Annotated in this window: 21 protein-coding genes; 15 read left to right on the top strand and 6 right to left on the bottom strand. The window is 65.3% G+C overall.

Annotation, left to right across the window (positions count from 1 at the left end; all coding sequences use genetic code 11):
- The first annotated feature begins 60 nt into the window (after positions 1 to 60).
- The 13 genes from alr to DC363_RS00360 all read left to right on the top strand — a co-directional run bounded on the left by alr (position 61) and on the right by DC363_RS00360 (position 12,333).
- Entirely contained in the window at positions 61 to 1,098 is a 1,038-nt protein-coding gene (gene alr / locus DC363_RS00420; RefSeq protein WP_108639156.1) for an alanine racemase, read from the top strand.
- A complete protein-coding gene (locus DC363_RS00415) occupies positions 1,095 to 1,874 on the top strand; it encodes an MlaE family ABC transporter permease (RefSeq protein WP_108639155.1) in 780 nt (259 codons plus the stop codon). The genes alr and DC363_RS00415 overlap by 4 nt, the downstream gene beginning before the upstream one ends.
- Positions 1,871 to 2,617 (top strand): ABC transporter ATP-binding protein, encoded by a 747-nt coding sequence (locus tag DC363_RS00410; protein WP_108639154.1) that lies wholly within the window; start codon positions 1,871 to 1,873, stop codon positions 2,615 to 2,617. The genes DC363_RS00415 and DC363_RS00410 overlap by 4 nt, the downstream gene beginning before the upstream one ends.
- A 308-nt stretch (positions 2,618 to 2,925) precedes the next feature.
- Complete coding sequence (locus tag DC363_RS00405) at positions 2,926 to 3,684, top strand: DNA repair protein (RefSeq protein WP_108639153.1); 759 nt, start codon at positions 2,926 to 2,928, stop codon at positions 3,682 to 3,684.
- A 184-nt stretch (positions 3,685 to 3,868) separates the two neighbouring features.
- The gene (locus DC363_RS00400; protein ID WP_108639152.1) at positions 3,869 to 4,807 is read left to right on the top strand and encodes an alpha/beta hydrolase; all 939 of its coding nucleotides are present in this window, start codon (positions 3,869 to 3,871) and stop codon (positions 4,805 to 4,807) included.
- 40 nt (positions 4,808 to 4,847) lie between these two features.
- Positions 4,848 to 6,215: a DNA repair protein RadA gene (radA, locus tag DC363_RS00395; protein ID WP_108639151.1), complete on the top strand. Its 1,368-nt coding sequence runs from the start codon at positions 4,848 to 4,850 to the stop codon at positions 6,213 to 6,215.
- A 17-nt stretch (positions 6,216 to 6,232) separates the two neighbouring features.
- Positions 6,233 to 6,826: a CvpA family protein gene (locus tag DC363_RS00390; protein WP_108639150.1), complete on the top strand. Its 594-nt coding sequence runs from the start codon at positions 6,233 to 6,235 to the stop codon at positions 6,824 to 6,826.
- A gap of 150 nt (positions 6,827 to 6,976) precedes the next feature.
- The gene (gene purF, locus DC363_RS00385; protein WP_108639517.1) at positions 6,977 to 8,434 is read left to right on the top strand and encodes an amidophosphoribosyltransferase; all 1,458 of its coding nucleotides are present in this window, start codon (positions 6,977 to 6,979) and stop codon (positions 8,432 to 8,434) included.
- 106 nt (positions 8,435 to 8,540) lie between these two features.
- Positions 8,541 to 8,789, top strand: coding sequence for a hypothetical protein (locus DC363_RS00380; RefSeq protein ID WP_108639149.1), 249 nt, complete (start codon positions 8,541 to 8,543; stop codon positions 8,787 to 8,789).
- A 42-nt stretch (positions 8,790 to 8,831) separates the two neighbouring features.
- Positions 8,832 to 9,470 carry an SDR family NAD(P)-dependent oxidoreductase gene (locus tag DC363_RS00375; RefSeq protein WP_108639148.1) on the top strand — a complete coding sequence of 213 codons (639 nt, stop codon included), beginning with the start codon at positions 8,832 to 8,834 and terminating at the stop codon, positions 9,468 to 9,470.
- Between the two features lie 123 nt (positions 9,471 to 9,593).
- Positions 9,594 to 10,391, top strand: a complete 798-nt coding sequence (gene surE / locus DC363_RS00370; protein ID WP_108639147.1) for a 5'/3'-nucleotidase SurE — start codon at positions 9,594 to 9,596, stop codon at positions 10,389 to 10,391.
- A gap of 5 nt (positions 10,392 to 10,396) precedes the next feature.
- The gene (locus DC363_RS00365; protein WP_196778349.1) at positions 10,397 to 11,050 is read left to right on the top strand and encodes a protein-L-isoaspartate(D-aspartate) O-methyltransferase; all 654 of its coding nucleotides are present in this window, start codon (positions 10,397 to 10,399) and stop codon (positions 11,048 to 11,050) included.
- A gap of 59 nt (positions 11,051 to 11,109) precedes the next feature.
- Positions 11,110 to 12,333: a peptidoglycan DD-metalloendopeptidase family protein gene (locus tag DC363_RS00360; RefSeq protein WP_108639145.1), complete on the top strand. Its 1,224-nt coding sequence runs from the start codon at positions 11,110 to 11,112 to the stop codon at positions 12,331 to 12,333.
- An 8-nt stretch (positions 12,334 to 12,341) separates the two neighbouring features.
- Here the strand turns inward: DC363_RS00360 and DC363_RS00355 are convergent, their stop codons facing one another.
- Genes DC363_RS00355 through DC363_RS00340 form a run of 4 tightly spaced genes read right to left on the bottom strand, consistent with a single transcriptional unit; the run spans position 12,342 to position 15,150 of the window.
- Positions 12,342 to 13,181, bottom strand: a complete 840-nt coding sequence (locus tag DC363_RS00355) for an ATP-binding protein (protein WP_108639144.1) — start codon at positions 13,179 to 13,181, stop codon at positions 12,342 to 12,344.
- On the bottom strand, positions 13,178 to 14,158 hold the full coding sequence (gene tatC, locus DC363_RS00350; RefSeq protein ID WP_108639143.1) for a twin-arginine translocase subunit TatC: 981 nt from the start codon (positions 14,156 to 14,158) through the stop codon (positions 13,178 to 13,180). Before tatC ends, DC363_RS00355 begins: the two co-directional genes overlap by 4 nt.
- Entirely contained in the window at positions 14,155 to 14,871 is a 717-nt protein-coding gene (gene tatB, locus DC363_RS00345) for a Sec-independent protein translocase protein TatB (protein ID WP_108639142.1), read from the bottom strand. Before tatB ends, tatC begins: the two co-directional genes overlap by 4 nt.
- Positions 14,872 to 14,892: 21 nt before the next feature.
- Positions 14,893 to 15,150: a twin-arginine translocase TatA/TatE family subunit gene (locus tag DC363_RS00340; RefSeq protein ID WP_108639141.1), complete on the bottom strand. Its 258-nt coding sequence runs from the start codon at positions 15,148 to 15,150 to the stop codon at positions 14,893 to 14,895.
- Positions 15,151 to 15,355: 205 nt separating this feature from the next.
- Between DC363_RS00340 and DC363_RS00335 the strand changes: the two genes are divergently transcribed.
- Complete coding sequence (locus tag DC363_RS00335) at positions 15,356 to 16,042, top strand: helix-turn-helix transcriptional regulator (protein WP_108639516.1); 687 nt, start codon at positions 15,356 to 15,358, stop codon at positions 16,040 to 16,042.
- Here the strand turns inward: DC363_RS00335 and DC363_RS00330 are convergent.
- Positions 15,992 to 17,068, bottom strand: a complete 1,077-nt coding sequence (locus DC363_RS00330; protein ID WP_108639140.1) for an ABC transporter ATP-binding protein — start codon at positions 17,066 to 17,068, stop codon at positions 15,992 to 15,994. The two genes, DC363_RS00335 and DC363_RS00330, sit on opposite strands and share 51 nt — an antisense overlap.
- A gap of 99 nt (positions 17,069 to 17,167) precedes the next feature.
- Positions 17,168 to 17,947, bottom strand: coding sequence for an SDR family oxidoreductase (locus tag DC363_RS00325; protein WP_108639139.1), 780 nt, complete (start codon positions 17,945 to 17,947; stop codon positions 17,168 to 17,170).
- Between the two features lie 151 nt (positions 17,948 to 18,098).
- Between DC363_RS00325 and DC363_RS00320 the strand changes: the two genes are divergently transcribed.
- Positions 18,099 to 19,091 carry a Hint domain-containing protein gene (locus DC363_RS00320; protein ID WP_108639515.1) on the top strand — a complete coding sequence of 331 codons (993 nt, stop codon included), beginning with the start codon at positions 18,099 to 18,101 and terminating at the stop codon, positions 19,089 to 19,091.
- Positions 19,092 to 19,126: the final 35 nt, after the last annotated feature.

The following is a 19,126-nucleotide window of genomic DNA, read 5'->3' as shown; positions in this document are numbered from 1 at the left end:
ATATCCCCGCCGGAGGCGCCGAACCTTGCGGCCACGCGCCGGGGCTGGCATGTAGCGCACATGAGTACAGGCTTGCTTTCAGTAGATTTGGACGCGCTCGTCAGCAATTGGCGCGCACTTGATGCCATGACCCAAGGGGAAACCTGCGCCGTGGTCAAGGCCGACGGCTACGGGCTCGGTGCCGCCAAGGTCGGCCGCGCGCTGGCCCGCGCCGGGGTGCGGCGCTTTTTCGTCGCCGTGGCGGAAGAAGGCGCCGAGCTGCGGCAGGCCTTGGGGCCGAACGTGGAAATCTGCGTGTTCTCGGGGCATATGCGCGGCGACACCGACATGATCGGCGACATGATGCTGACCCCGATGTGCAACACCATCGGCCAGCTCACCCGCCATCTGGAAGCCCTGCCCGAACACCCCTTCGGCATCCAGCTCGACACCGGGATGAACCGGCTGGGGCTCGAGATCGACGAATGGGCCAGCGTGGCGGAAATCGCCCTGTCGCAGAACTGCCGCCTTGTCATAAGCCATCTGGCCTGCGCCGATGCGCCGGACCATCCGATGAACCGCCAACAGCTCGAGCAGTTCCACCTGATGACCGACGGCATTTCCGTGCCCCGCTCGCTCGCGGCGACGGGGGGCATTCTTCTGGGGCCGGAGTATCATTTCGACCTCACCCGCCCCGGCGTGGGGCTTTATGGCGGCATGCCCTTTGCCGATGCCCGGCCCGTCGCGCACCTCGACCTGCCGGTGGTGCAGATCCGCGACGTGGCCGAAGGGGAAACCGTGGGCTACGGCAACGTCTGGACAGCACAGCGGCCCAGCAAGATTGCCACGGTTGCGGCGGGCTATGCGGACGGGTTGCAGCGGGTGTTGTCGGACCGCGCAACCCTGTGGCACGCGGGCCAGCCGGTGCCGCTTGTGGGGCGCGTCTCGATGGACCTGATCACGGCGGATGTGACGGACCTGCCGGACCTGCCCGGATCGCTGTCGGTGCTGGGCGCCGACCAGACCGTGGACGCGCTCGCCGATCAGGCGGGCACCATCGGCTACGAAATCCTCACCTCGCTCGGGCCGCGCTACGCACGCCGGTATTCGGGCGGGTGATCGGCGCGGCGCTGGCCTCGGTTGGCGGTGCGGTGCTGGCGCTGCTGGCCGCTTTGGGGCGTCTGACGCTGTTCACCGGACAAACCCTCAGCCATCTGCTGCGGCCCCCCTTCTACGGGCGCGAATTCGCGCTGGCACTGGTGCAGATCGGCTATTTTTCCTTGCCCGTCGTGGGCTTGACCGCGCTGTTCACCGGCGGCGCGCTGGCCTTGCAGATCTACGCCGGGGGCGCGCGTTTCTCGGCCGAGGCGGTGGTGCCGCAGATCGTGGCCATCGGCATGGTGCGCGAACTGGGACCGGTGCTGGTGGGGCTGATGATCGCGGCGCGCGTGACCTCCTCCATCGCCGCCGAGATCGCCACCATGAAGGTGACCGAACAAATCGACGCGCTGGTCACGCTCTCCACCCATCCGATGAAATACCTCACCCTGCCCCGCGTGCTGGCGGCGACGCTGGTGATGCCGCTGCTGGTGGGCGTGGGCGATGTGATCGGCATCTTTGGCGGCTATCTGGTGGGCACCGAACGGCTGGGCTTCAACGCCGCCGCCTATATCCGCAACACCGCCGACTTCCTTGAACCGCTCGACATCGTCTCGAGCCTTGTGAAAGGCGCGGCCTTCGGCTTCATCGCGGCTTTGATGGGCTGTTACTACGGCATGCACTCGAACCGGGGCGCCATGGGCGTGGGCCGCGCGACCAAGTCGTCGGTGGTGGCGGCGGCGGTGCTGATCCTTGCTGCGAACTTCATCCTGACCGAGGCTTTCTTTTCCGCATGATCCGCCTGACCGACGTTCATAAATCCTTTGGCGAGAACGCCGTGCTGCGGGGCGTCGATCTGCATGTGCCGCGCGATGAAAGCATGGTGGTGATCGGCGGCAGCGGCACGGGGAAATCGGTGTTGATCAAATCCGTGCTGGGCTTGGTCACACCCGAGCGCGGCACGATCACCGTGGACGGGCGGCCCGTGGATCAGGGCGACCGCGACGCGTTTCTCGCCCGCTTCGGGATGCTGTTTCAGGGGGCTGCGCTGTTTGACAGCCTGCCCGTGTGGCAGAACGTGGCCTTCCGCCTGCTGCGCGGCGCACTGCGCCGCCCCCGGGACGAGGCCCGCGCCATCGCGATCGAGAAGCTGCGCCGCGTGGGTCTTGGGCCCGATGTGGCGGACCGCTTGCCGGCGGAGCTTTCGGGCGGGATGCAAAAGCGGGTGGGGTTGGCCCGGGCCATCGCCGCCGAGCCCGAAATTATTTTCTTCGACGAGCCGACCACCGGCCTTGATCCGATCATGGCGGGCGTCATCAATGACCTGATCCGCGAGATCGTGTCAGAGATGGGGGCCACGGCGATCACCATCACCCACGACATGACCTCGGCCCGCGCCATCGCCGACCGCGTGGCGATGCTGCACGGGGGCAAGATCCGCTGGACCGGTCCGGTGGCCGATCTGGATGCCTCGGGCGATCCTTACGTGGAACAGTTCATCCACGGACGGGCTGACGGGCCGATCAAGGCCGTCCGCTAGGGCCGCACCGCCCGTTGATTCGCGATTTTGGCGTGATGGGTGCGCTTGACACCAGATCGGCCAATCCTGTCCATGCCTGCCGCTTGCACAGAAATTCCCGCCCAAATCTTGCGTTAATTTCCCGACGAACCTGCGAAAACCGGCCCCGCGCGGATCACATCTTCGGCACGCAATATTTCGGCATCGGGAATTTCTTAATGATTTTCCAGACCGTGCAACCGAATCCGCCCAATTACTTTGGAACAGGCAGGAACCCGCTTATGCTTTGATGCGTTCCAGAAGGACATTGCAACCGAGGGGGGTTCCTCATGTCTTCTAAATCTCTGGTGGTTCAGGCCCATCGCACCTTGCACCTGATTTCTGTGTTTCTCATGGGCCTGATCGCCCTTGGCGCGGTCGCGCTGACGCTGGCCTCGGCCTTTGGCGTCATTCCGTGGCTGACCTTCACCGCGACCTTTGGCGATCTGACCTTTCCCGAAGCGGGAATGATCACGCAGATCGGCCTGACTGTGATTCTGGCCTCGCTGTTTCTGTTCATGCCCAGCGTCGGTCGCGTCATGGCGCTGGAACGCTCGCACCGTGACTTTACCGTCAGCATGAATGATGTCGCCCGCGCCTATCACATGTGTCACACCGCCGACCGTGCCGGTGTCTTCACCCTGAGCAGCGAATTCGACGCCGTGCGCGAACGTCTGGCCTATCTGCGCGATCACCCGCAGCTTGATAGCCTTGAGCCCGCCGTGCTTGAGCTGGCTGCGCAAATGTCCCAGCAGGCCCGTGAGCTGGCCGATGTCTACAGCGACGAAAAGGTGGCGCGCGCCAAGACCTTCCTCAAGCAGCGTCAGGAAGAAGCCGAGCGCCAGCAGGACCTGATCGTCGAAGCCCACCACGCCCTGCGCGATATCCGCAAATGGTCGCAACAGGTGGAGCTTGAGGAAAGCGTCGTCGCCTCGCAGCTCAGCCAGCTGGAAGAAGCGCTTGAATCCACGCTGCCGGCCTTGGGCTACACCCTTGGCAAGGAAAGCGCGGAGATCGTCAAGCTGCCGCAGAAGCCTGCCGCGGAGTGACAGCCCCGCGCCACTGATCCGCTGGCCCCAAGCCGTCGGAGCGCCGCGCCCCCCAAACGCCCTGTCCGGCCCCATGCCGGACAGGGTCACCCCCTTCACAAAACCGCCGCGTGGCCCGCAACCCTATTGCGGGCCACAGGTATTTTATGGCTACTGACAGCGCTCACGACACAGGATTTTGCCCATGCTCAGCCGACGCACGTTTCTCTGTTCATCCAGTGCGGCCGCGCTGACCGCTTGCGGACCTCGGGGGCAGTTCCTGCAACCGGTGCCGGGCGCGGATGTGGCGCCGGTGCCGATCCTCGCCGTGAGCAACCGGCCCACGCTGAACACCACGGAGCGGGACACGCAACTGCGGTTTGCCAAGCTCACCATCGGGGTGAGCCTTGACCGCGCGCCGGGGGACATTCCCGTTTCCGGGCCGCAGGCCTTCACCCTGTTGGACCAACAGGGCATCGGCAGCCGCGCGGCCCTGCGCGACGCGCTCGGGCCCCCGGGCAGCGATCCGCTGGTGCTTTACGTTCACGGCTTCAACAACACCCCGGCCGAGGCCATCCATCGACAGGCCCAATTCGCCTATGACGCTGGCCTGCGCGGCCCGCAAGTGAGTTATGTCTGGCCCTCGGCCGAGACGCCGGGCGGCTACCTTTATGACCGCGACAGCGCGTTGCAGGCCCGCCCCGCCCTTGAGGACTTTCTGGAACTCCTGCCGCAAATCTGGAGCGGCGAGGTCGTGATCATTGCCCATTCGCTGGGCTGCCTTCTGACGATGGAAGCGCTGACCCGCCTGCGGATGCAGGGCCGCTCTCCGCGGCTGGACGGGCTGGTGCTGATGCATCCGGACATCTCGCCCGCGGTCTTTGCGTCGCAGGTGCGCGATCTGGGCCCCCTGCCCGACAACGCGCTGCTGATCATCAACCGCGCCGATCCCGCGCTGCAGATCTCGGCGCTTTTCGCGCGGGCCGATGAGCGGGTGGGCATGACGGACGATCCGCAGGATTATCAGGCGTTGGGCTTTGACGTCCTCGACCTCACCGACCAGACCGACGCGCTGAACCCGCATCTCGCGGCGCTGACCTCTCCGACCGTGCTGGACCGGATTCGGACGCTGGCCAACCGGTGAAGGCCCTTGCGCGCGGGCGCAGATGGACTAAAACGTGAACATGGCAAAAGATCTTTCCTTCACCTGCACCGCCTGCAACGCGGCGACGTCGAAATGGTCCGGCCGCTGCGACGGCTGCGGCGCGTGGAACACCATCGAAGAGGTCAAGCCGCTGTCGTCGGGGCCGAAGTCCAAAAAGGCCATGGGTGGCGGTCGGGGCAAGCACATCGCGCTGACGGACCTCGCCACAGAGGAGAAAGAGCCGCCGCGCACCCTGTCGGGCGTGGGCGAGTTGGACCGCACGCTGGGCGGCGGGCTGGTCAAGGCCTCGGCGCTGCTGGTGGGCGGCGATCCGGGCATCGGCAAATCGACGCTGCTGTTGCAGGCCGCTGCACGGTTTGCCCGCAACGGGTTGAAGGTGCTTTATATCTCCGGCGAAGAATCGGCCTCTCAGGTGCAGATGCGCGCGCGGCGGCTGGGGCTCACGGAAAGTCCCGTCAAGCTCGCCTCTGAGACGAACCTGCGCGATATCCTTACCACGCTTGAGGCGGAGAAGCCCGATTTCGTGATCATCGATTCGATCCAGACCATGTGGCTCGACACGGTGGAAGCGGCGCCCGGCTCGGTGTCGCAGGTCCGCTCCGCCGCCCATGAGCTGACGACCTTCGCCAAATCCAACGGCATAGCCGTCGTGATGGTCGGCCATGTCACCAAGGAAGGCGCGATCGCCGGGCCGCGCGTGGTCGAACACATGGTCGACACGGTGCTGTATTTCGAAGGTGAGCGCGGCCACCAGTTCCGCATCCTGCGCGCGGTCAAGAACCGTTTCGGCCCCGCGGACGAGATCGGCGTCTTCGAGATGACCGGCAAGGGGCTGGCCGAGGTTCGCAACCCCTCAGCGCTGTTTCTGTCGGAGCGGGGCAACCCGGCCCCCGGCTCGGTGGTCTTTGCCGGGATCGAAGGGTCGCGCCCCATGCTGTGCGAGTTTCAGGCCCTTGTCGCGCCCTCGCCCCATTCGCAGCCGCGCCGCACGGTCGTGGGCTGGGACGGCTCGCGGTTGGCGATGATTCTCGCCGTGCTCGAATCCCGCGCCGGCGTGCCGTTCACGGGGCTGGACGTCTATCTCAACGTCGCGGGCGGCCTGCGGGTGACCGAACCGGCCGCCGATCTGGCCGTGGCCGCTGCGCTGGTTTCCGCCCGTGAGGATGCGGCCCTCCCCAAAGAGAGCGTCGTTTTCGGCGAAATCAGCCTGTCCGGTGCCCTGCGTCCGGCCCCGCAAACCGAAAATCGGTTGAAAGAAGCGTCAAAACTTGGTTTTACCTCGGCCATTACTCCGGTGCGGGCGAAACGTGGCGGGGATGCGGGTGTGGCTCTGCGTGAAATGCAGGACCTGCACGCCTTCATAGAACAGATCTTCGGGGCACGCTGACCCCTAGCGAGGCAGACATGGCTGAATTCACCCTTATCGACGGCATCGTTGCGCTTGTCATCGTTTTGTCGGCGTTGCTGGCCTACAGCCGCGGTTTCGTGCGCGAGGCTTTGGCCATCGCGGGCTGGGTCGTCGCGACGATCATGGCCTTTATCTTCGCCGATCAGGTGCGACCGCTGGTCAAGCAGATCCCCGTGGTGGGTGATTTCATCGGCGACAGTTGCGAGTTGAGCGTGATCGCCGCTTTTGCTGCGGTTTTTGCCATCGTGCTGGTGATCGTGTCGATCTTCACGCCGCTGTTCTCCTCGCTGATCCAGCGCTCGGCTCTGGGCGGCCTTGATCAGGGCATGGGCTTTTTGTTCGGCGCCCTGCGCGGCATCCTGCTGGTGGCCGTGGCCTTCTTCGTCTATCAGACGGTGCTTGAGTCTCAAGACGTTGAAATGGTTGAAAATTCGCGCTCGATCGCTGTCTTTTCGAACATGATCGGCTCAATTGAAGAGCGTGATCCAGAAGCCGCTTTGGGCTGGATTACCACGCAATATGAACAGCTTGTCGGTGAATGCAGCGCCCCTGCGGACACGGTCGAGCCCGAGGTTCCCGCCAACCAGTAACCTGCATGTGCCACGATTGACCTGCGCCGGGGCCCCTGCGGGTCATGGCGCAGGAACCATGGTGACACGGCCCCCGGCAGCGGCTACACCCTGCGCAACAGGACCCCCGGATTCGGAGCCAGCCGCATGTCCCAGCAGCGCACCCCCCTCATGCCCCCTGCCCACCCGTTCGACGACGACAAGCTGAAAGAGGAATGCGGCGTGTTCGGCGTCGTCGGCGTCGACAACGCGGCCTCGATCGTCGCCCTCGGGCTGCACGCCCTGCAACACCGCGGGCAGGAAGCGGGCGGCATCGTCACCCACGACTTCGGTCAGGGCTTCAGCTCGGCCCGCCGCTTCGGCTATGTCCGCGACAATTTCACAGACGCCGAGACCATGGCCACCCTGCCCGGTCCCATCGGCATCGGGCACGTGCGCTACTCCACCTCCGGCTCAAAGGGGGCCACGCAGATTCGCGACGTGCAGCCCTTCTTTGGCGAGTTTTCCATGGGCGGGGCCGCGATTGCCCACAATGGCAACATCACCAACGCGGTGGCCTTGCGCCGCGAACTGGTGGGGCGCGGGTCGATCTTTCAAAGCTCTTCGGACAGTGAGTGCATCATCCATCTGATGGCGCGTTCCATGGGGCAATCGATCCCCGACCGCATGGAAGAGGCGCTGCGCAAGGTCGAAGGGGCCTTCTCGGTGGTTGCCATGACCCGCACCAAGCTCATGGGCTGCCGCGACCCGCTGGGCGTGCGTCCACTGGTGCTGGGCAAGCTGGGCGACGGTTGGGTCCTCGCCTCCGAGACCTGCGCGCTGGACATCATTAACGCCACCTTCATCCGCGAGATCGAGCCGGGCGAGATGGTGGTGATCAACGCAGACGGCGTGCAAAGCCATTTCCCTTTCCGCCGCGCGAGCCCCCGTTTCTGCATCTTCGAGCACGTCTATTTCAGCCGTCCCGACAGCATTCTGGGCGGGCGCAGCGTTTATGAAACGCGCGAGAACATCGGCCGTGAGCTGGCCAAGGAATCCCCGGTTGAGGCGGACCTCGTCTGCCCGGTCCCAGACAGCGGAACCCCGGCGGCCATCGGCTATTCGCTGCAAAGCGGCATTCCCTACGCCATGGGCATCATCCGCAATCAATACATGGGCCGCACCTTCATCGAACCGACGGAAAGCATCCGCAACATGGGCGTGCGCCTCAAGCTCAACGTCAACCGCGCGTTGGTGAAGGGAAAGCGGATCATTCTGGTCGATGACAGCGTGGTGCGCGGCACCACCAGCCGCAAGATCAAGGACATGGTGCTGGAGGCCGGCGCGGCCGAGGTGCATTTCCGCATCGCCAGCCCGCCCACCGCCTGGCCCTGTTTCTACGGGGTGGACACGCCCCAGCGGGAAAAACTTCTGGCCGCCACCATGTCCGAGGACGAGATGCGCGACCATCTGGGGATCGACAGCCTCAAGTTCATCTCGCTCGACGGGCTCTACCGCGCCGTGGGTGAGGCGCAGGGCCGCAACCCGAAGGCCCCGCAATACTGCGACGCCTGTTTCAGCGGCGAGTATCCGATCAAGCCCGCCGATATGATGGACCGCGGTTTTGAGATGAAACCTGCCGCCGAGTGACCCCAAAATCGGCACGTTTTGGCTGATCTGATGCTGCGCCGCAGCATTACCCTTTTTTTAACCGGTTTCGCATGACACATGCCTGTCTCTAACCGAAAGGCAGGATATGTCAGCGACGAACCCGACGACCGCGCAAGCGGCGACACAGACCTATCAGGCGCCCCTGCGCCCCATGTCCCTGATCGGCATCTTCAAAGGCGGAGATGCGGACCGGATCCTGATGCGCAATCGTGGCGGTGACATCGTAGCCCTTGTCGAAGGCGAACCCAACGACGGGCTGACCCTGACCGAGGCCGGCGAAGGCTGGGCCATGGTCATGGAGGGCGCGACGATTCACCGTCTGGTGATCGGCTGAACCGACATTGCCATTTGCCGCAAGCGCGCCTAATCAGGGGCCATGAAAACAGCACTCATCACCGGCGCCTCGCGCGGTCTTGGCGCGGCGCTGGCCGTGGCTCTGGCCCCCACTCATCACGTCATCGCGGTCGGCCGCACCACCGGCGGCCTTGAAGAGGTTGACGACCTGATCAAGGCGGCGGGCGGCGACGCGACGCTGGCGCCCATGGACATCACCGTGGATGCGGCGATGCAGCAGCTTTGCCGGTCGATCCATGACCGCTGGGGCGGGTTGGATCTGTGGCTGCACACCGCCGTTCACGCCGCGCCGCTCACGCTGACAAGTCACGTGAACCCCAAGGATTTCGCCAAATCCGTGGACATCAACATCTCGGCCACCTCGCGGCTGATTTCCTATGTGGCGCCCTTGCTGGGGGCCGAGGGGCGTGCCGTCTTCTTCGACGATCCACGCGGAGGGGAGACCTTCTTCGCCTCATACGGGGCCACCAAGGCCGCGCAGATCGCGCTGGCCCGTTCGTGGCAAGCCGAGACCGGCAAGACCGGACCGCTGGTCAAGATTTTCGAGCCGCAGCCCATGCCCACGGCCACCCGCGCGCGCTTCTACCCCGGTGAGGATCGCTCGGTCCTGACCGCCCCCCATGAAGAGGCCGCGCGCCTGCTGCCGCAGATCCTCGCCTAACGAGCGGGCGTCGCGGCGCGGGACATTGATGCAACGCTGGCAGCACTTGTGATCCCGCAAGGGGCTGGACGATTGCCCGACCGCGGACGCTGTCCTAACAAGGCCCAAAAGGCAGGGCTTCTCATGCGAATTCTCATCACCAATGACGACGGCATCAACGCGCCGGGGCTTGAGACCTTGGCCGCCATCGCGCAAGAGGTGGCCGGCCCCGAGGGGGAGGTCTGGACCGTGGCCCCCGCTTTCGAGCAGTCGGGCGTCGGCCATTGCATCAGCTATTCCCATCCGACGATGATCGCCGAGCTGGACGCGCGCCGCTATGCCGCCGAAGGCTCGCCCGCCGATTGCGTGCTGGCCGCGCTTTATGACGTGATGACCGACCGCAAGCCCGATCTGGTCCTCTCAGGCGTGAACCGTGGCAACAACGCGGCTGACAACACGCTCTATTCCGGCACCATCGGCGCGATCATCGAGGCGGCGATCCAGGGCGTTCCGGGCATTGCGCTGAGCCAGTTCTTCGGCGCGGGCAACCACGGGCTCGACGACCCGTTCGAGGCCGCCGCCCAGCACGGGGCCGCGACCGTGCGCGCCTTGCTCAACCATGGCATCTGGACCGACGACAATTACCGCATTTTCTACAACGTCAATTTCCCGCCCCTCCCCGGGGCCGACGTGAAGGGCATGAAAGTGGCCGCACAGGGCTTCCGCGAACAGACGAACTTCGGGATGGAGGCCACGATCTCGCCCAACGGGCGGCGCTTCTTATGGGTCACCGGCGGACGGCAGGACCAGAAGACCGGCCCGGGCACCGATGTGACCGCCAACCTTGAGGGCTATATCTCGGTCACCCCCATGCGCGCCGACCTGACCGCCCACGACATGCTTGAAGACCTCGACAAACAACTCTCCGGCGGGTTCGAATGAACATGATGACCAAAGCCCACCCGACCCGCGCCGAACGGCAGATGCAGTTTCTCTACGGGCTCCGCTCCCGCGGGGTGACGGACGGGCGCGTGCTCACCGCGATGGAAAAGACCGATCGGGCGTTGTTCGTGAAAGGCCATTTCGCCGATCGCGCCTATGACGACATGCCGCTGCCCATCGCCTGCGGCCAGACCATCAGCCAGCCCTCTGTGGTGGGCCTGATGACGCAAGAGCTGCAGATCCAGCCGCGCGACAAGGTCCTCGAAGTGGGGACGGGCTCGGGCTATCAGGCGGTGATCCTGAGCCATCTGGCGCGGCGGGTCTATACAGTCGACCGGCACCGGCGGCTGATGACCGAGGCACAAGCGGTGTTCAAGGCGCTCGACATCACCAACCTGACGGCCTTCACCGCCGACGGCTCATTCGGGCTGCCCGAACAGGCGCCCTTTGACCGCATACTTGTGACCGCCGCTGCCGAAGACCCCCCCGGCCCGCTGTTGGCGCAACTGAAGGTCGGCGGCATCATGGTTTTGCCGGTGGGCCAGTCGAACGCGGTGCAAACTTTGATCCGCGTGACCCGGAACGAAACCGGCTTCGACTACGAAGAAATCCGCCCCGTGCGCTTCGTGCCGCTGCTTGAGGGGTTGGGAAAAGACTGAAACGGGTTTATAAAGCCGCGAAAGCTGGGCAAAAGACCCACGCGTTTGAGGAGTATTCCATGGGCCTGTCGCGCATCACCCGTCCCCGTTCCATCCTGCTGGTCTCGGTGGCCACGCTGGCCCTTGCGGCCTGTGACGACAGTCACAACTTGCGCAGTCAGGACTTCGATTGGGACCTGCGCAATCTGGGCGGCGGCTTCGACACCTCGGAAGCGGCGCAAACCCTCGCCGCCCGGCCCCGGCCCGACAATCGCGGGGTGATCTCCTATCCGAATTATCAGGTCGTGGTCGCCGGGCGCGGGGAAACCGTGCGCCAGATCGCAACCCGTCTGAACCTTGATGCCAACGCGCTGGCCGCGTTCAACGGTGTCGATGCGGACGTGCCCCTGCGCCGGGATGAGATTGTGGCCCTGCCGGCGCGGGTCTCTGAACCTTCGCCCGCCACCGGCGCCGTGACCACCGGCCCGATCCAGCCTCCGCGCGTGGATGTCTCGACCCTGGCCTCGGACGCCATCGACCGCGCGGGCAACCAGACCGTGACGCCGGCGCCTGCCCCCTCCGCGCCTGCAGCACCCGCCGCCCAGACCGGGATCGAGCCCGGCCTGCACCGGGTCGCCCGGGGCGAGACCGCGTTCCAAATCGCGCGGCTTTATGACGTGCCGGTCTCGGCGCTGTCGGAATGGAACGGGCTGGGCTCGGACATGACCGTGCGCGAAGGCCAGCAGCTGATGATCCCGGTCGCGGGCGCCACGCCACCGGCGCGCCCACAGGCGGTCACCCCTCCGGGTCAGGGCACGCCGGTGCCCACACCGCCAAGCGCCGCGGCCCCCCTGCCCGGCACCGATGTCACCCCGGACACGCCGGAACAGCGCGCGGAAGAGACCCCGCCCGCGCCGGACATCGGCCAGCCAACCACGCCCTCGCCCGCCACATCCGCCCCGTTCATCTATCCCGTGCAGGGCGATATCATCCGCGAATACAAGGCGGGCCGCAATGAAGGCATCGACATCTCGGTCTCTTCGGGGACCACGGTAAAGGCAGCGGCGGACGGCACCATTGCCGCAATCACCGAGAACACCAACGGCGCGCAGATCGTCGTCGTCCGGCACACCGGCAACATCCTGACCGTTTACGTGAACGTCGAGAACCTGATCGTGTCGAAGGACGACACGGTGACACAGGGGCAGGCCATCGCCTCGGTCGCGGCCGGTTCGCCGAGCTTCCTGCACTTCGAGGTGCGCGACGGGTTGGAAAGCGTCGATCCGGCGGATTACCTGCCCTGATTGGCGGCTCAGCGCAGGGGCACGCCCTTGCGCCCGGCCAGATCGACGAAGAATTGCCAGGCCACGCGGCCCGACCGGCTGCCGCGCGTCGCTTGCCATTCGACAGCTTCGGCGCGCAGGGTCTCGTCATCGATGGACACACCGTAGGCATCGCAATAGCCGCGGATCATCGCGAGATATTCGTCCTGATCGCAGGGATGGAACCCCAGCCACAGGCCGAACCGATCCGAGAGCGAGACCTTCTCCTCGACCGCCTCTGAAGGCGTGATCGCGGTGGAGCGTTCGTTCTCGATCATGTCGCGGGGCATCAGGTGCCGCCGGTTCGACGTGGCATAAAGCACGACATTCTCGGGCCGCCCCTCGATCCCGCCATCCAGCACCGCTTTCAGCGATTTGTAGTGGGCGTCGTCATGGCCGAAACTCAGGTCGTCGCAGAACAGGATGAACCGTTCCGGACGCCCCCGCAGCAAGGCCAGACAGCGCCCGATGCTCGGCAGATCCTCGCGCTGGACTTCGACGATCTTCAGATCCGGGTGATCCGCGTGAACTGCGCCGTGTATCGCTTTGACGAGGCTGGATTTTCCCATACCGCGCGCGCCCCAGAGCAGGGCGTTGTTGGCGGGCAATCCACGGGCGAACTGACGGGTGTTCTCAAGCAGGGTATCGCGAGAGCGGTTGATGCCCACCAGCAGTGACAGATCGACCCGGTTCACGGCCTCGACCGGTTCAAGCCGGTCCGGGTCCGCGTGCCAGACGAAGGCCGCTGCGGAAAAGTCGGGCGCGGGGGCCGGTGCCGGAGCGAGCCGTTCCAGCGCGTCCGCGATCCGCTGCAGGACGTCATCACTCACGGCTTGCCCTCCTCGTCCGTGTCGCCCGAAAAGCCCTCGTCAAAAGCGTCGTCGAAGTCCTCGGCGGCTTCCTCGTCATCCTCGAACCACAGCCCTTCGGCGCGCAATTTGGCTTCGCGGCGGCGTTCGACCTGGGTCACAAGCTGGATCGACACCTCGTAAAGGCCATAGACCACGACGAACAGGATGCCTTGGGTGATCACGTCTGGCGGGGTTACAAGTGCCGCCAGAAGCAGGATGCCGACGATGGCGTATTTGCGCACGTTGCGCAGGCCATCGGCGCTGACCAGACCGGCCTTGCCCATCAGGGTCAAGAGCACCGGAAGCTGGAAACACAGCCCGAAGGCCATGATGAATTTCAACGTAATATCAAGGCTTTCATTGACCTTGCCGAAGAAGGTGATCCGGATACCGTCCTGCACCACGGGCGGCGTCACGGCGACGATCTCGGCCCCTTCGGGCACGTTCTCGCCCACGAAAGAGGTCATGATGTCGGCGATAAGCGACGGCACGTCCGCGAAGCCCAGAAAGAAGGCCATGGCCAGCGGCGTGACCACAAAATGCGCGAAGGACGCGCCCAACAGGAACATCACCGGCGAGGCAATGAGGAACGGCAGAAACGCGCCCTTTTCCTGACGGTAGAGCCCCGGCGCCACGAAACGCCACAGTTGCACCCCGATCACGGGGAAGGCCAGAGCGAAGCCGAAGACCATCGAGATGCGGAACAGGGTGAACAGGTATTCCTGCGGTGAAGTGTATTGCATCGTGGGCGACGGATCGCCCAACTGCCGCAAGGTTTCCTCGATCGGGCCGAGAAGGAACTGCAGGATCGGCTCGGCCACGGTGAAGGCCAGCACGATGCCGACGATGAAGGCCAGCACCGACCGGATCAGCCGCGTGCGCAACTCGGCCAGATGTTCGATCAACGGGGCGGCGCTGTCTTCGATCTCGTCGTCGGGCCGGTCGGTCTGGCTCATGACTCATCCTCGGAGGTAGAGGGCGCAGGCGCGGCCGGTTTGGCGGCGGGCTTGGGCTTTACTCTCGGCTTGGCTTTCGCAGAAGCCGGTTTGGCTGTCGCTGCGGCTTTCGAGGCTGGCTTTTTCGCTGCGGGCTTTTTCGCCGCAGGTGCCTTCGCGGCGGATGCGGCAGATTTCTTCGGCGCAGGCGTCTTCGCAGTCGCTACTTTCTTCGGCGCGGCCTTTTTGGGCGCGGATGTCTTGGGCGCGGCCGAGGTGGCCTTGGCGGGGGCGTCAGCTGGTTCGCTCACCTCCGGCGCGGCAGACGTCTGCGCCTCGAAGGCCTCATCCTCTTCCGCCTCAAGCCGGTCTTCCGCCGCGCGGGCCATGGCGTCGTTGATTTTCTTGGCGTTGGCCTTGCGCTCGTCCGTCATCTTCCCGCGCAGCTTGTCCGTCTCGCTGTCGGCATTGCTGTCCCACTTCGTCGCCTCGTGCAGCTTGTCGGCGCCGAACTGTTGCGGGTTGGCGGCGGCCTTGATCGTCTTGTTGATCTCGTTCACGCCCGCCTCATCCGCGGCGGCGTTCATGGCGCTGGAAAACTCCCGCGCCATACCCTTGGCCTTGCCGACGAACTGGCCGACCGAGCGGAACAGACCGGGCAGGTCTTTCGGGCCCACGACGATCAACGCCACGATCCCGATCACCATCATCTCGGTCCAGCCAAGATCAAACATCGCAGGCCTCCGCCGTTCAGATCAGGAGTGGCGCGACTTGTCAGCGACGTCCGCATCGACGGGGCGCGCGGCGACGTCCTCATGCTCGCGCGGGGTCACGTCCTTGGGATCGGACAGCGAATCCTCAATGTCCTTGCTGCCGTCGTCGACGCCTTTCTTGAAGGCCGTGATGCCGCGGCCAACCTCACCCATGAGCGACGAAATCTTGCCGCGGCCGAACAGGACCAGCACGACGACTGCGATCAAAAGAAGGCCGGGCAGGCCGATGTTGTTAAGCATTGTCTCTCTCCACGAGGGGGCGCATGTCATGCGCATCGGTGTTGCAGGGCATAGACCTATGCCTGTCGGCGGGCATTTGAAAGGGGAAAACACCGCCCCGCCCCCCGATTTGCAAGGCTTTGCCGTTTCTTGTGACAGCAAATTGACAACTGACAGGTTTCTGACAAAACATGCGTCGAACCGTGTCCGACCCAAGGGGGATTTCATGCGCCGTGCCGACCGTCTGATGCGATTGATTCGCCACCTGCGCGACGGGAACCTGCACCGCGCCGCCGATCTGGCGCGAGCGATGGGGGTCTCCTTGCGGACGATCTACCGCGACATGGAAACGCTGGCCGCTTCCGGCGTCCCGATCGAGGGCGAGCGCGGGACAGGCTACCGCGTCACCGCCGCGATCACCCTGCCCCCGCTCAACCTCACGATGGCCGAGCTTGAAGCGCTGCACGTGGGCCTTGCGGCCATGCGACAGGCGCAGGACGCCGACCTTGCCGCCGCGGCCGCCAGCCTTGCGGGGAAACTGGATGGCGTGCTGCCCGAGGTGAACGCCCCCTCCTCGCTGGCGGTCTATCCTTTCGCCGACGCGGCCCGTGGCTTCCAGCACCTGCCGAAAATCCGCAACGCCATCCGCGCGCGGCAGAAACTCATGCTGAACCTCGGCCCGCGCGACCGCACCGTGCGCCCGCTGCAACTTGATTATTGGGGGCGGCTTTGGACCTGTATCGTCTGGTGCGATACGACGCGCAAATTTGATGAGCTGAGGATCGACCAGATCGTCACCCTGCGGGTGATGCCCAGCCTGTTCGTGGAAGAGGAAGGCAAGCGGCTGCGCGACTTTCAGGCGCTAAGCGCGCGGAAAGATGAAACATTTGTCGCGCCGGATCATCAGCCATAGCACCGTGCCGGGCTTGGGCAGAAAGACCGAACCGATCACGGCCTTCATCTCGGTCCCGTCGTCGAGCGTGAACTCGACCAGACTTTCGCGCCCCATGAAGCGCGCGCGTTTGACGATGCCGCGGGCGGGCGTGCCTTCCAGCGCGGTCGGGTTGGGCCCCTTGCCCGCGCGGTCGAAGTCGATTTTCACGTGCTGGGGCCGGATCACGATATCGACCTCGGTGTCGTCGGCCACGCCGGGCACCAGAAACTGACCAAAGGCGGTATCGGTCAGCGCGCCTTTAACTTTGGCGGGCACCACGTTGATATCGCTGAAGAAAGCCGCTGCGGCCTTGTCCACGGGCGCGTTGTAGATGTTGTAGGGGGCGCCCTGCTGGACGATCTTCCCGTCCCGCATGAGCGCGATCTCGTCGGCCATGCGCATTGCCTCACCGGGTTCGTGGGTGACCAGCAAAACGGCGGTGCCTTCGGCTTTAAGCACGTCCAGCGTCTCGTCCCGGATATCGTCGCGCAACCGGTCATCAAGGCCCGAAAACGGCTCATCCATCAGCATGATGCGGGGCCGTGGGGCCAGTGCGCGGGCCAGCGCCACCCGCTGCTGCTCACCGCCCGACAGCTCATGCGGGTAGGCGTCGATATGGGCGGACATGCCCACCTTCTGCAAAAGTTCTTCCACCCGCGCACGGGCCTTGCGGGCGCTGCCCGTCAGGCCGTAGGCCACGTTGCCCGCAACGCTCAGATGGGGAAACAGGGCGAAATCCTGAAACATCAGCCCGATGCCGCGCCCCTCGGGCGGGACGCGATGGGTGCCGTCGCAGATCAGTTGGCCATCCACCCAGATTTCACCGGAATCCTGTTTCTCGATCCCCGCGATCATCCGCAGCGTCGTGGATTTGCCGCAGCCAGAAGGCCCGAGCAGACAGGTCACCTGCCCCGGCATCACGGTGAGCGAGACACCGTCGACCACACGCCGGCCGGAAAAGCTGCGCACGAGGTTTCTGATTTCAAGGCGGGGAGTGTCTGTCACGCGATGGCGGCCTTAATCCTTACCGAATAGCTCGGGTATCTGGGGCAGATAGCAACGCAGGCCGCGCAGGGCAAGACCCGCGCGACCGTCCGCCGCGCCCTAGAACGTGGCGTTGATCGCGCCCCCGTCGAGCAGCAGGTTCTGCCCGACGATGAAGCCCGCCTTGTCCGAGCACAGGAAGGCGCAGGCAGCGCCGAATTCCTCGGGCGTGCCGTAGCGACCGGCGGGGATCGTTGCCTCGCGCTTGGCTTTGGCGTCGGCCATGGAAATGCCCTCGGCGTCGCTCACCCCCTTGTCCAGAGAGATCGCGCGATCGGTGGCGTGGATCCCCGGCAGCAGGTTGTTGATCGTCACGCCCGATCCGGCCACCTGCCGCGCGGTACCGGCGACGAAACCGGTCAGCCCGGTGCGCGCGGTGTTGGACAGGCCCAGCGCCGCGATCGGGGCCTTGACCGAGGCCGAGGTGATGTTGACCACCCGCCCCCAGCCGCGTTCCATCATCCCCGGCACCAGCGCCTGCATCAGCGCGATGGGCGCCAGCATGTTCGCATCCAGCGCGTCGATCAGGGCGTCCCGGTCCCAATCGGTCCACGTTCCCGGCGGCGGGCCACCGGCGTTTGTGACAAGGATGTCAACGCCCCGCGCAGCCTCAATGAGCTTGGACCGCCCGTCGGGCGTGGTGACATCGGCGGCCACGGTGACGACCTCTACGCCGAAGCGGTCGCGAATCTCCTGCGCTGTGGCCTCAAGCGCCTCGGGCCCGCGCGCGTTGAGCACCAGATCGACCCCTTCGGCCGCCAGCGCCTGCGCACAACCGCGCCCCAACCCCTTGGACGAGGCGCAGACCAGCGCGCGCTTTCCCTTGATCCCCATGTCCATTGTCCGATCTCCTTTTACTTCGGGGCGCAGCCCCCTAGGTTCGATATGGGCGACACGTCATGGCTAAGTCCAAGACGTGACGCCCTTTTGCCCTATTCCTAAGATAGTACGCCAAGCAATGACCACCCCCGCCCGCAATGAGACCCGCCCCATGCCCGATGTCGCCCGCACCTCGATCTCCGTCTATGCCTCGGCCGCCTTCGTGGTCAGCGACGGGGTCGCCGAGGGGGATGCGGTGTCGTTCATGGATGAATTGGTGCTCGACGACGTCTATCAGCTGTCCGAGACGGCCCGCCGCCGCGCGCTGACCTATGAAAAGGGCGACGGCTCGGGCTTCGTAGTGGCCGATGACACCGAGATCGGCACGCCGGGCAACCTGTTGTTTCTGGACTGCACGATCACCCTGATGGGGCGCGACGGCACCACCTATGAGGCGCTGATCCTTGTGGAGGTCGAGGGTGAGGAGGCGGCGGAGATCTACCTGATGCCGCTGGCCGCGCTCAGCCCCGACGACGCCTATCAGCTGGTGGGCGCGGACCGGGACACCGCCGCCGCCAAGTTCGGTGAGGTGGCCTGCGTGCGGTTTGCCCGCGGCACCCATATCACGCTGGCTTCCGGCGCACAGGTTCCCATCGAAGAGCTGCAGATCGGCGACCGGGTGCTGACCCGTGACGCAGGCCCGCAAGCGATCCGCTGGATCGGAGAGACGACGCTGCGCGCGGTGGGTGATTTCGCCCCCGTAGTCATCACCGAAGGTGCGCTGTTCAACACCCGCGATCTGCTACTCAGCCCCGATCACCGCCTGTTCATCTACCAGCGCGAAGACCGTCTGGGCGCAGGCCGCCCCGAGGTGCTGGTCAAGGTGCGCCACCTGATCAACGGCGCCACGGTCTATCAGCGCGATGGCGGCTTCGTGGACTATTACCAGCTGTTGTTCGACGATCACCAGATCATCTACGCCGAAGGGATCGCCGCCGAGACGCTGCTGGTGGATTCGCGCACCCGCGCCGCGCTGCCCGCCGATGCCACGCAAGGCGATCTGCGCGACCATGCCGCCGCGCCCCATCACGCCTTCGAGGTGGCCGAAAGCCTTGCCAACCGGCCCGATGTCGTGTCCCTGCTCAAACACGCTTCCTCAAGCTAGGTGCCAAGCGACATTGCCCTGCACCCGGCACGCCG

The sequence above is a fragment of the Thalassorhabdomicrobium marinisediminis genome, assembly GCF_003072065.1.
Classification (GTDB): Bacteria; Pseudomonadota; Alphaproteobacteria; order Rhodobacterales; family Rhodobacteraceae; genus Octadecabacter; species Octadecabacter marinisediminis.
The sequence above is the reverse complement of the archived record's forward strand: the minus strand, read 5'-3'. Positions and strand labels throughout refer to the sequence as shown.